This is a genomic window from Chlorobaculum tepidum TLS, assembly GCF_000006985.1.
Classification (GTDB): domain Bacteria; phylum Bacteroidota; class Chlorobiia; order Chlorobiales; family Chlorobiaceae; genus Chlorobaculum; species Chlorobaculum tepidum.
In genome coordinates this window covers 388,140-400,589 of record NC_002932.3, presented here as the reverse complement: position 1 = coordinate 400,589, position 12,450 = coordinate 388,140, and the positions used below count along the sequence as shown (strand labels likewise).

Below are 12,450 nucleotides of genomic sequence, written 5' to 3'. Positions count from 1 at the left end.
TCCGGACTATTTCAAACAGTTGTTTTACAAAACCCATGCACGAACGAATTGCCATTATCGCCATCACCGAAACCGGAATCGCGCTCGCCCGCTCACTGAAAAGCCTGCTCGTGGCCGACGGGTTTGCCGGGTGCGGGCTGTTCTCGTCCCGCGTCGCCGAGGGTGTCGAACCCATCGAAAGCGTTCCGGCGTTTGTCCGGCACTCGTTCGGCAGCTTCGACGCTTTTCTTTTTATAGGCTCGCTCGGCATCTGCGTGCGCTCGATTGCGCCGGTGTTGCAGGGCAAGCTGCGCGACCCGGCGGTCATCAACTGCGACGAGTCCGGGCGCTTCGTGCAGAGCGTGTTGTCGGGCCATGCGGGCGGGGCGAACGCGCTGGCCGGGCGGGTCGCGCGGCTGCTGGGGGCACAGGCGGTGCTGAGCACGTCGAGCGACGTGCAGGGGTTGTGGCCGCTCGACATTCTGGGGCGTGAAGAGGGGTGGGGCGTCGAGTTCGCCTCGCCGGTCGCGGGTGAATCGATGACTACGGCGATGGCGGCCTTCGTGAACCACGAGCCGACCACGCTGCTACTTGATGTTCGCGACTCGCTGACCGATGAGTTGGAGCGAACCGCACCGCCGTTCGTGACGATTGCCTATCGCTACGAAGAGGTCGATTTCAGCACGTGCAGTCTTCTGCTCGCCGTGACGCCGCGGATCATCGAAGCATCTGTCCAGACGGTGTTCTATCGACCGAAGGTGCTCTGCGTTGGCGTTGGGTCGGAGCGAGGCATCGACCCCGAACGGTTCGTCAGCTCGATTTCCGAACAATTTGCAAGCAACGGTTTCTCCATGCGCTCGATCCGCAGCGTCGGTTCGGTTGATTTCAAGCTAAACGAAGAGGCCTTCATTGCCTTTGCCGAAGCGTGCGGCACGACGCTGACGGGTTTCACGCCGGAGCAGCTCGAAAGTGTCGGGCCGGTACCCAATCCGTCTGATGTCGTCTTCCGCAAAACTGGCGTGCACAGCGTTTCCGAGGCTTCGGCGGCGCTGCTCTCCGGCGAGAACCGCTGGCTGATCGAGAAACAGAAGATCTCGCTCGACGGTATTCCGGAGGGAGAGCCGCGCCACTACACCTTCGCCGTCAGCCTTTTGCGCGGAGCTGAACGGCGCGGGCGCATCGCCATCGTCGGGGCGGGGCCGGGCGATCCGGAGCTGGTGACGGTCAAGGGCAAACGCTACCTCGAACAGGCCGACCTGATTCTCTACGCGGGCAGCCTCGTGCCGGAGAAGCTGACCCACTATGCCAAACCGGGCGCGCTGGTGCGGAGTTCGGCTTCGCTTTCGCTCGAAGAGCAGTTCGCGTTGATGGAGCGGTTCTATCGACAGGGCAAATTCGTGGTGCGACTGCACACCGGCGATCCGTCGATTTACGGAGCGATTCAGGAGCAGATGGCCTTTTTCGACGCTGAGGGGTTCGAGTACGAAATCGTGCCGGGCGTGTCGTCGTTCCAGGCAGCGGCAGCGGTGTTGCAGTCGCAGTTTACCGTGCCGGAGAAGGTGCAGACCATCATCCTGACGCGCGGCAGCGGGCGGACGCCGGTGCCAGACAAGGAGCGGCTCTCGGAGCTGGCGCGTGCGAGGGCGACCATGTGCATCTACCTCAGCGCCGAGTGGAGCGACCAGGTGCAGTCCGAGCTGCTCGAACACTACGCGCCCGATACCCCCGTGGCGGTCTGCTACCGGCTCACCTGGGACGACCAGCAGGTGTGGCGCGGGCGGCTCGACGGGCTGGCCTCGCTGGTGCGCGAAAGCGGCAAAACCCGCACGGTGCTGCTGGTGGTCGGTGAGGCGATCGGTGCGCGCGGCGGGCGCTCGAAGCTCTACGACCCATCCTTCACGCATGGCTTCCGCGAAGGGCATGGCGCGTGAGGAGGGCGGCGTGATTCTGCTCTTCGGCGGTACCACCGAGGGACGGCAGGCGGCGGCGCTCTGCGACCGGCTCGGCCTGCCTTTCATCTACTCGACCAAAACCCGCGTCGAACCATTCGCAACTGCCTGCGGCGAGTTTCGCCACGGAGCGCTCGACGAGGCGGCGCTGTCCGAACTCGTCTCGTCGAGCGGCGTCCGGCTCGTCATCGACGCCGCCCACCCCTTCGCCGCCCGACTGCACCGCTCGCTGTTCGAGGTTTGCCAGCACCTCGCCGTTCGCCTGATCCGTTTCGACAGACCATCGGTGGATGTTCCAGATTTTGAAGGACTTCACTCCGTAGCCGATTTCACCGAAGCTCTTGCGCTGCTCGACCGCCTCAATCCGGCGAAGCTGCTCGCGCTGACCGGAGTACAGTCCATCGCTCCGTTACGCCCGTGGTGGGAACAGCACGACATGCTTCTGCGCATCCTGCCGACACAAGCCTCGATGGAGCTTGCGCGGCGCGAGGGGATTCCCGAAGCGCAGCTGCTGCCTATGAATCCCGATAGTTCCGACGAGGCGCTCGAAAAGCTGGTGCGGAAGCATGGCGTCGATTGCCTGCTCGCAAAGGAGAGCGGAGAGTCCGGCTTTTTCTCCTCGAAACTGCGGGTTGCCGAACGGTGCGCCATTCCGCTGATCGTCATCCGGCGTCCCCCCGCACCCGCGTACGATGTGGTGGCAACATCCGTCGAGGAGCTTGAAGCGCTGCTGCCAGACGCCGTCACGCTGAAGCCGCTCAGGACAGGCTACACCACCGGAGCCTGTGCCGCCGCCGCTACCAAAGCCGCCGTGATCGCGCTGTTTGACGGTGCTGCGCCCGACTTGGTCACGATCACGCTTCCGTCCGGCAAAGTCGCCAGCTTCGGGATCGTCTCGTACCGCGCGGAGCGAGGGCGATCGCGGTGCGGCGTGCGGAAGTTCGCGGGCGACGACCCCGATGTGACGCATGGCCTGCTGATTGTCAGTGAAGTGTCGCTGTTGCCGAACGGCGAACCGGGTGAAGTGCGATTCCTGCAAGGTGAAGGAGTTGGCAGGGTGACGCTGCCGGGGCTGGAGATTCCACCCGGCGAACCGGCGATCAACCCCGTGCCACGTCAAATGATCCGGGAGTGCATCGCCGGAGAGTTGCGGCAGCGCGGGTTGCGCCACGCCGTCGCGGTCACGATATCAGTGCCCGGCGGCAACGCGGTCGCCCGCAAAACGATGAACGAACGGCTCGGCATCACCGGAGGTATCTCGATTCTCGGTACCAGTGGCGAGGTCATTCCTTACTCAATAGAGGCGTGGCTCGCCAGCATCCGCCAGTCTATCGCGGTTGCCTCCACCAACGGCTGTACCACCCTCGCTCTCACCTCTGGTCTTCGAACCGAACGTCACCTCCGCGCGCGTTACCCCGACCTGCCGGAGCTGGCCTGCATTCACTACGGCAACTATATTGGGCGCACGCTCGAACTGGTGCACCAGCACGGCGGCTTCAGCCGCGTCATCGTTGGCGTCATGCTCGCCAAAGCCACCAAACTCGCTCAGGGCCAGGCCGACCTCTCCAGCCGCGTCGTTCAGCTCGATCCCCGATGGCTTGCCAATCTCTCTGCCGATCTTGGCTACAGCCCGGTAATTGCAAACCAGCTCGCCGACCTCCACCTCGTCCGGAATGTGACCGACCTCATCCCTTTTAGCAGCGATGAACCACTCTATACGGCCATTGCCAACGCCAGCTATCGCGCCTGTCGCCGGTGGCTTCCTGACACCTCCCTGACCTTCGTGCTGTTCGACATGGAGGGGCAGGCGGTCGTCGTCGATTGAATTGCACGTTGCTGAAGTAGATATGAGGGGCTACAGTCTTTATCGTTGGCGCGCGTTGGCTGTCGATTTTGATATCGTAACGTTTGTTGAAAGGTGCCCATAAGATTCATAGTAATGGCGCTTATGGTTTTGTTCTGTGAGACAGTACTCCCTCTACAAAGAGGGCGCAGGTCTTTCGGTCACTCGATGGGTGGGGGATGTTCCAAAAAAACTGTTTAGTCAATAGTAAAGCAATATCATCCTGTCGAGACCAATAGAGTGTTAAAAACAAAGCAGCTTATTGCAGAGGGCATCGGTTAAGCTCTTTAGAGCTGGCATTCTGCTCATGATATTCTGCATGAGCTGCTGACGCATTACCGGAAACGCGGGTGGTTTGAGGCCTGTAAGTTTCGGGATAAGCAAACGTCAAGTTGAAGAGGTAAACGGGGCGGCGTATCGTAATCTGAATCCCCGTTCAGTTTAGGATATTCCGAGCAAGGCCAAAGGAGAGCCTTCCCCAAAGAGCAGGATATGCAGACTTGAGTGGCTCTCGTATAAAAGCGGCCTTCAAACAGGCGCTTGCTTAACGCTGTTCTGTGTCATTCATTTTTGCATACCCTGAGAGCCGCTTCAGACTATGGCTTTTCAGCATAAGAAAGGATATAATCCAAGCCGGCATACACACTCTCTGCAGAACGATTCAGGGTTAATTGCGCCATAATCCTTGCAAGGGGATGCATCTTGGCAAAAAATGTCCGGTTTTTTGCCAGATACGCATGAAGCGGTTCATAGACATCGTCACGGATGGATTTGATGTCAATCTGGACAAATCCGGCTTTGGTGAGCTTGTTCTGGTAGGATGGGATCAAGTAATAGTTTTCTTGCGGAATATTGAATTTTCCTGCTACAAGATTCCATGAAAACCACTGCTCCATTCGCCTGAAGGGATTGCCGGAGTTTTCTGTTGGCACAATGTCCGCTGTCACAAGCCTTCCGCCCGGCCGCAAAACGCGGAACGCTTCCCTGAAAAAAGCCTCACGAGTTCTGTAGTGGAAAGCGCTTTCTACGGAAACCACCAGATCGATGGACTCGTTTTCAATGGGCATTGCTGTTGCCGAACCTTCTCGTAAATCGATTGATTGTTCCAGACCTGCATCAGCAACACGCTTCCGGGCGCGCTCCACCTGGGAACTCGTAATGTTCAGGCCGATGATTTTTTCGGGTTTCAGTTGTCTTGCCCAGAGGATGTCCTGATCGCCAAAACCGTACCCACAATCCAGCACAATATCGCCCGGCCCCATGCCGCCTCTTTTCGCCACCAGCAGCGCAAGCGCTTCACTGGCTTCATCGATGGTATCCGCCTTCCGCCAATAGCCGAGATTCAGATAGAGCGCGTTCTCGGTTAGAGAAGAGGTGCCGATCAAATCATAGACTTCCGTTGTTTTCAACCCGTGGAATGGATTGAAAAGCCAGTTCAGATATCCAAAAAAACGATCTATCGTATCATCTGACATGGTGATGATTTGTTTTCCGATGAAGCCGCCCGAATCATGTTCACCATCCGTCGATGAGCCTCTTAACCTGTGAATGCGCCCAGATGATCATGCGTGGGAAAAACTGGAGAAGCAACCAGTAACCAATCTACACGTGCATTGAGTAATTCGTTCATCACTGCGGCTGCGTTGAACCTGTAACGAAAAAGTGGACACTATCCCGAATCGGTGCGTACCGACAAGCTTTACCGGACGCGAGAGAACCGGAACTGGTCCAAAAAGCGAGGCATCCGCGATGCGGTCAAAGGCAACTTCGGCCAGGCGCAACAGCGATATGGCCCGTTTGGCCAAGAGCAGCATGACGGCGGTCTCGGTCATTTTTCTGGTGATGAATCCGGGTCAGCTGTTCAACCTGCTTTTTTGCGCCGTTTCGAATGGCGCTGCTGGCTGGCGAGCCGCATCGAAAATATCCATCGGATAAGATCACCCCAGGCTGCGGCGATGCACTGCTGTTTGAGCGCCTATCGATTGGCTTGGCAAGGCCTAATTATCAACATAGCAACAAGTTCGTGGGCTTGCTCTATTGACTTCTTCCCGGATATGCCGTTTGAGGCCTGGACGAGCAATATGACCTACTTGCGGACCGATAGCGGTTAGCACAGCACCTCACGGTGATCATGGAACTCTTCAATCGGGAGATCGTCGGTTATTGACTCAGCAGGAGTCCAAACGAAACCTCCTCAGCCTCTTGTTTCTCTTCTTTCTTCTTCACCGCCCCCGCAGCCCCCGGAAGAAATCCTGCAACAAACTTTCGGCTTTGCGCTCCATGATGCCGCCATACACCTCGGGCTGGTGGTTGAGTGCGTTGCAGGCGGTAATGTTGAGAACGGTTCCCGCCGCGCCCATCTTGGGATCCCACGCGCCAAAGACCACGCGGCTGATTTTCGACAGCACGATCGCCCCTGCGCACATTGGGCAGGGTTCGAGCGTAACGGCGAGCGTGCATCCTTCGAGATATTTGCTGCCTATAGTTGCCATTGCCGAGGTCAGGGCGATCATTTCGGCGTGCGCGGTGGCGTCCGACAGAGTCTCCACCTGGTTGTAGCCGCGCCCGATGATCAAGCCGTTCGGGTCGAGCACCACCGCGCCGACCGGCACCTCCTTGCTTTCGTACGCCTTGATCGCCTCCCTGAAGGCGAGTTCCATGCAGTGGTTCAGGTCAGACATCATGATGCGAAGAAATGTGCGCTACGAGCCACAGCGGTTTCAGTAAAACAAGAATTTTTGTTATCATAAAGTTTAAACTTTTTTCCGCGTTAAGCCCGGTACCGACCGGCAAGTATTCTCCCGTAACCATAGAACTTGTACTATGAATATTCATGAGTATCAGGGTAAAGGCATCCTGAAACAGTTCGGCGTGGCCGTTCCCAAGGGCATAGTAGCATTTTCGGCTGAAGAAGCAAAACAAGCGGCAGAGCAGCTCTTCGAGGAGCAGTCGAGCCCCGTAGTGGTCGTCAAGGCGCAGATTCACGCCGGTGGCCGCGGCAAGGCTGGCGGTGTCAAACTGGCAAAATCGCCTGAAGAGGTGTTCGAAATCGCCCAGAAAATGCTCGGCGCAACGCTGGTAACACACCAGACCGGACCCGAAGGCAAGGAGGTTCGCCGTCTCCTCATCGAAGAGGGCATGAATATCGACAAGGAGTTCTACCTCGGCATCACCCTCGACCGCACCACGTCGAGCAACGTGCTCATGGTCTCGACCGAAGGCGGCATGGAGATCGAGAAAGTGGCCGAAGAGACCCCAGAAAAGCTGCTCAAGATTCACGTCGATCCAGTCTACGGCCTGCAGGGCTTCCAGGCTCGCAAGGCGGCGTTCTTCCTCGGCTTGCAGGGTGAGCAGTTCCGCAACGGCGTCAAGTTCATCGAGGCGCTTTACAACGCGTACACCACCATCGACGCCTCGCTGGCTGAGATCAACCCGCTGGTCATCACCAAGGAGGGCCGCGTGCTCGCGCTCGACGCCAAGATCAACTTCGACGACAACGCCCTCTACCGCCACTCTGATTTCCACGATCTGCGTGACATTACCGAAGAGGATCCGCTCGAATACGAAGCCTCGAAATCGAACCTCAACTACGTGCGCCTCGACGGCAACGTTGGCTGCATGGTCAACGGCGCAGGCCTGGCGATGGGCACCATGGACCTCATCCAGCTCTCCGGCGGCAGACCGGCCAACTTCCTTGATGTCGGCGGCGGTGCAAGCTCCAAGACAGTCGAAGAGGGTTTCAAAATCATCTTGGGCGACAAAAACGTCAAGGCGATCCTGGTCAACATCTTCGGCGGCATCGTACGCTGCGACCGCGTGGCCGGAGGCATCATCGAAGCCGCCAAAAACATCGGCCTGAAGGTACCGGTGATCGTGCGCCTCGAAGGCACAAACGCCACAGAGGCCCAGAAAATGCTCGACGAATCGGGTCTCAACCTCATCTCGGCCAAAGGCCTGAGGGACGCTGCGGAAAAGGTGCAGAAGGCACTGGCCACAGCATAAAGTCCCAACACACGCAAACAAACGGAAAAGCCCGCCCCCACAGAACGAACTTCATGGAGGCGGGCTTTTCCGTTTTGCCACTAACACAGGAGAAAAAAACTGAGGTCTCTTTTCGATAAGAGAAATGCGTACAATCCTAAAAAAGCCGGACGAAAGGATCAACCAGCCTATCGCCCGGCCAAATCAGCAACAACCCGTTCTTCTCCGCGATTCATCGTTTACTCAGACATTCATCTTCACACATCACAATCAACTATAACACATAACATGGCGAAGAAGAGCCGGAACGTTGCTGTCAATCAACACACAAAGAACAACACATCACAACCTTACTCAAGAACATTCAACACAAAAACTCATTATATCATTCAACTCATCCCTTACAATTATTGAGACGATGATGCTCAAACTTCCTTGCGCGCTTTTTTATTTTTTTTCAAAAAATAATTTTGCTCTGTCGAATCCAGCCGCCCCTCACTCGTAACGCAGCGCCTCTACAGGTTTGAGTGCCGCCGCTTTTCTGGCAGGCCACAAGCCAAAAAACAGACCGATCAGCACGGAGAAGCCTGTGGCAAGCACCACCGAGAACATCGACGTTTTCACCGCCCACCCGGCGAAGGCTGAAAGCATTACCGAAACACCGACACCAACCACGATACCGATGATGCCACCGCTAAGCGTCATACCCACCGATTCAATCAGAAACTGAAGCATGATGTCTCCTTTCCGCGCGCCGATAGCCTTGCGAAGGCCGATCTCGCGGGTGCGCTCGGTCACCGAAACCAGCATGATGTTCATAATGCCGATGCCGCCCACCACCAGCGAAATGGCCGCGATCGAGCCAAGCAGCATACTCATGGTCTGCGTGGTGGCGCTGAGCATCTGCTGGAACTGGGTCATATCGCGAATGTTGAACGAATCCTGATCGTCAGCGGCCAGCTTGTGCCGTTTACGAATCAGCGCGTCAATGGCCTGCGTTGCCGGAGCGATGTTTTCAGCGCTCGAAACCTCCACGTAAATGCCGTCGAGATACAGCTTGCCAAGTACGCGGTACATGGCGGTCGAAACAGGAATGTAAACGACATCGTCCTGATCGCGAGGGCCTGCGAAACCCTTGGCCGGAGCGACGCCAATGACCCTGAAGTTGATCCTGTTGATCTTGATGATCTTGTCAACCGGATCAGCGTCGCCGAAAAGCTGCATGGCAACGGTCGTCCCGAGAATCGCGACCTTGGCTCTCTCCTGAATCTCTTCCCTAGTAAACCAGCGCCCAACAGTGGGTATGGCAGCGCGCATCTCGCCATAATCATAATCGACACCCTCGACACTGGTGCTCCAGTTCTTGTCGAGATAGACCAGTTGGCCCGATCCGGTAACATCGCCGGAGACGTGATCGATCAGATTGGGAATAGCCTGAATGGCTGCCGCGTCCTTTTCGGTGAAACGGGTCACCGTACCGAAACCCTGCGAAGCGCCGCCGATCTTTGCCGAACCGCCCCTGACCGAGAGCAGGTTCGATCCCATCGATTTCAACTGCTCCTCCATCGATGCTTTCGCCCCGGTACCAAGCGCCATCATGGCGATGACCGAAGCAACACCGACAAGGATGCCGAGCACCGACAGGAACGTCCTGATCTTGTTGGACGCGATAGACTGGAACGCCTGAACCACAAAACCAAGCAGGCGCGACGGCTGAAAAAGCGCGGAATGAGCGGCCTCCATGCCTCCTTGGGGCATTTGGGGGTTGAGTCGCGCATCCTGTTTCTTGCGGTCGTCCACCACGACCCCATCCTTCATGGTTATCACCCTGTCGGCAAATTCGGCGATATCCGTCTCGTGCGTCACCATGATGATGGTTTTGCCTTGCCGGTGCAGATCGGTGAGAATCCGCATGATCTCGTGCGAATTCTTCGTGTCGAGATTGCCGGTTGGTTCGTCGGCGAAGATGAGCATTGGATCCCGGATGAGCGCACGAGCGATGGCCACCCGCTGCTGCTCGCCGCCCGACATCTGGTTCGGGCGATGATCCGATCGTTGCGCGAGTCCGACCATCTCAAGCCGCTTCAGCGCGTCCTTACGAAAATCGCCACGCTGACCGCTATAAATGCAGGGGAGCACCACGTTGTCAATCGTGCTCATCCGGCTGAGCAGGTGAAACTGCTGGAACACGAACCCGGCCACGTTGTTCCTGATTCCGGCCAGCTCGTCGTCGCTCATCCGGCTTACCTCCTTGCCCATCAGGCGATACTGCCCGGTATCGGGCACATCGAGCAAGCCGAGAATGTGCATCAGCGTGGACTTGCCCGAACCCGACGCGCCCATGATCGCCACGAACTCACCCTGTCCAATCGTCAGGCTCACGCCGTCAAGCGCCTTGACCGAACTCTCACCGATCCGGTAGGTTTTGGTAACGTTGACGATTTCGATCATCGCTGCCGGTTTTGTTGTGAGCTCCTGCGCTGAGGCATGAATGGGTTGGTGCCCGCACTGTTTTTCGGCAGCGAGTAGGCGGCATTTTTGACCAGAATGACATCCGATGGAGAAACCCCGCTGACGATCTCCACATTGTTGTCATCGGACAGGCCGATCCGCACTGGCGTGCGCTTGACCGAATCGGGGGCTGCAACTCTTTTCAGCACAAAGGAATGGCTGTTGCGGCTCTTGACGGCGGCAAGCGGAAGCATGAGTACGTGATCCTTTTCGTTGACGACAATATCGACATTGGCGCTCATGCCCGACCTGAACACCTCGGGCACCTTTCGGGGCACGATATCGACATGATAGATATTGACGTTGTTGACCAGCGTCGATTCGTAATAGATATGATCGACCACCCCTTCGACGTGGATGTCGGGATAGGCATCGAGACTGATTACCGCCTTCTGGCCGAGCTTGACGTTCCCGATGTCGGTTTCATCGACATTGGCCCTCACAATGAGCCGGTCGGAGAGCACCATCACGGCATCGCTCGTGGTGATGGTCTGGCCCGGATTGAGGCTGCTGACGATCACCTGCCCGTCGATGGGCGAAATGAGGGCGGTCTGGTTGTAGACCTTGTTCCAGTAGTCGATCTCGCTCTGCCCCTTCAGCGTAGCCGCATCGAGCAGCGCCGCCCGCTCCGTAGAGCTAACAAGCGCCAGCACCTGGCCTTTTTTGACGAAATCCCCCTCCTTGACCAGAATCTTGTCGATGCGTCCGCTCACGGGCGACTTGATTTCGAGCCTGTTCTGCGGCGTGATCGTCGCCGTGGTGGAGACCAGCTGGCGAATATCGCCAATCTCCGGGCGGTACTCGCGGTACGAAATTTTCGGCTTGCCGACAAACACTGTTCTGTACACAACAGAACCGGCGACCAGAGCAATGACGACGGCCACTGCCCCCCAGATGAGTTGCGGTTTACCTGCTTTCAAGAGTGCCTCCTTTTGCCTGAACCCAGGCCGCCTCGGCGGTCAGCAGATTGGACTGGGCGTTGAGATATGATTTTTTCGCGGTGACGAGATTGTCTTCGATAATGGTCCAGTCGTTGAACGAAATCAGTCCCGCCGAGTACTGCGCGTCAGCGATGCGCGCCCGCTCGGAGGCGGCGTCGAGATATTTTTTCTGGACATCCACGTTACCGGAGGCGTCGATGAAAGTCTTCCACGCCTGCGCAAGGCTCCGTTTGAGCGACAGATAAAGGCTCTCCTCGTCGGCGCTCAACTGGTTAACCACCGCCCGCGCCTTGGCCACGCCTGCCTTGCCGGAGCCGCCCGCGTAGATCGGCACCGACACGTCGATGCCCGCCTGCCAGTCGGTGCGGTCGGGCGGAAGCTGCCGGAATGCGCTATTGCCGAAGCCGGTGCTCAGGTAAACCGACGGCATGAACGCGCTCCGCGCTGCCTGCAAGCTGTATCCGGCGGCACTCTTTTGCGCGGTGAGTTCGAGGTAGGCCGGATTGTTCCGTGCGATGCTGTCGAAATCGGGCGGTGTGCGGGTCTGTTCGCTGGCCGTGAACTGCCCGGTCACGCGGATCGGCGTGAAGCTGCGGCGACCAAGCTGAGTGCTAAGTACCATCTGAGCAAGATCGAGCGCGCGCCTTGCCTGCGCCACCTCGAACTCCGCCTCGCCGAGGTCAGCCTGGGCTTTGCTGAGCGAGCCGATATTTTCCGTGCCCGATTTATAAAGCAGGGCGACCAGGCGCAACTCCTGCTTTCTTTTCGTTGCAATCTCTTCTGCGAGCGCCACCTGTTTCTGCGCGGTCAGAAGCTGGACGAACGCCGTGCGCAAAGCATAGCGCGTAGCGACAGAAACCTTGCTTTCATTATACTTCGACGCCTTGAGTGTTTCGGTAGCGGACTTCACCTCGCTGGAAGTTTTCGCGCCATCGTAGAGCAACTGGCTCGCATTGACGCCGTACGACCACGCCCCCACCGGAGCCGCAGCGCTCGAACCCGAACGTTCGCCCCCCGCCGACGCGCTGACGGACGGAAGCATTCCACCCTTGACACTATTTCGCTGCTCCTCGGACTGCCGGACGCTTTCCGCCGCCGAACGCAGATCGGGATGATGCCCGGCCGCTTCGGCAAGACACTGCGCCCAGTCAAGCGTTTCAACAGCCAGTACGGGAGCCTTTGGCAGGCAGACAAAACAGAGCACTGCTACAATGACAAAAGTTCGGCGAAGTCGTCTCATGATCCG

9 protein-coding genes are annotated in these 12,450 nt (G+C 57.9%); 4 read left to right on the top strand and 5 right to left on the bottom strand.

All coding sequences use genetic code 11. The annotated features are described in order from the left end of the window. Nucleotides 1–35: 35 nt before the first annotated feature. Nucleotides 36–1,910, top strand: a complete 1,875-nt coding sequence (gene cobM / locus AYT24_RS01875; protein ID WP_010932077.1) for a precorrin-4 C(11)-methyltransferase — start codon at nucleotides 36–38, stop codon at nucleotides 1,908–1,910. After that, on the top strand, nucleotides 1,882–3,753 hold the full coding sequence (gene cbiD, locus AYT24_RS01870; RefSeq protein ID WP_226986835.1) for a cobalt-precorrin-5B (C(1))-methyltransferase CbiD: 1,872 nt from the start codon (nucleotides 1,882–1,884) through the stop codon (nucleotides 3,751–3,753). Before cobM ends, cbiD begins: the two co-directional genes overlap by 29 nt. A 614-nt stretch (nucleotides 3,754–4,367) precedes the next feature. Here cbiD and AYT24_RS01865 read toward each other — a convergent pair. Continuing rightward, nucleotides 4,368–5,246, bottom strand: coding sequence for a class I SAM-dependent methyltransferase (locus tag AYT24_RS01865; protein ID WP_010932075.1), 879 nt, complete (start codon nucleotides 5,244–5,246; stop codon nucleotides 4,368–4,370). A gap of 207 nt (nucleotides 5,247–5,453) precedes the next feature. On the opposite strand from AYT24_RS01865, the gene AYT24_RS10695 reads away from it, so the two are divergent. Continuing rightward, nucleotides 5,454–5,882: a hypothetical protein gene (locus tag AYT24_RS10695; RefSeq protein WP_010932074.1), complete on the top strand. Its 429-nt coding sequence runs from the start codon at nucleotides 5,454–5,456 to the stop codon at nucleotides 5,880–5,882. Nucleotides 5,883–5,993: 111 nt separating this feature from the next. Here the strand turns inward: AYT24_RS10695 and AYT24_RS01855 are convergent, their stop codons facing one another. After that, a complete protein-coding gene (locus AYT24_RS01855) occupies nucleotides 5,994–6,452 on the bottom strand; it encodes a nucleoside deaminase (RefSeq protein ID WP_010932073.1) in 459 nt (152 codons plus the stop codon). A 142-nt stretch (nucleotides 6,453–6,594) separates the two neighbouring features. Between AYT24_RS01855 and sucC the strand changes: the two genes are divergently transcribed. After that, nucleotides 6,595–7,773 (top strand): ADP-forming succinate--CoA ligase subunit beta, encoded by a 1,179-nt coding sequence (gene sucC, locus AYT24_RS01850; protein ID WP_010932072.1) that lies wholly within the window; start codon nucleotides 6,595–6,597, stop codon nucleotides 7,771–7,773. Between the two features lie 474 nt (nucleotides 7,774–8,247). Here the strand turns inward: sucC and AYT24_RS01845 are convergent, their stop codons facing one another. Genes AYT24_RS01845 through AYT24_RS01835 form a run of 3 tightly spaced genes read right to left on the bottom strand, consistent with a single transcriptional unit; the run spans nucleotide 8,248 to nucleotide 12,444 of the window. Then, nucleotides 8,248–10,203, bottom strand: coding sequence for an ABC transporter permease (locus AYT24_RS01845; RefSeq protein WP_010932070.1), 1,956 nt, complete (start codon nucleotides 10,201–10,203; stop codon nucleotides 8,248–8,250). Beyond that, the gene (locus AYT24_RS01840) at nucleotides 10,200–11,183 is read right to left on the bottom strand and encodes an efflux RND transporter periplasmic adaptor subunit (RefSeq protein ID WP_010932069.1); all 984 of its coding nucleotides are present in this window, start codon (nucleotides 11,181–11,183) and stop codon (nucleotides 10,200–10,202) included. Before AYT24_RS01840 ends, AYT24_RS01845 begins: the two co-directional genes overlap by 4 nt. After that, on the bottom strand, nucleotides 11,170–12,444 hold the full coding sequence (locus tag AYT24_RS01835) for a TolC family protein (protein WP_164926846.1): 1,275 nt from the start codon (nucleotides 12,442–12,444) through the stop codon (nucleotides 11,170–11,172). Before AYT24_RS01835 ends, AYT24_RS01840 begins: the two co-directional genes overlap by 14 nt. Nucleotides 12,445–12,450: the final 6 nt, after the last annotated feature.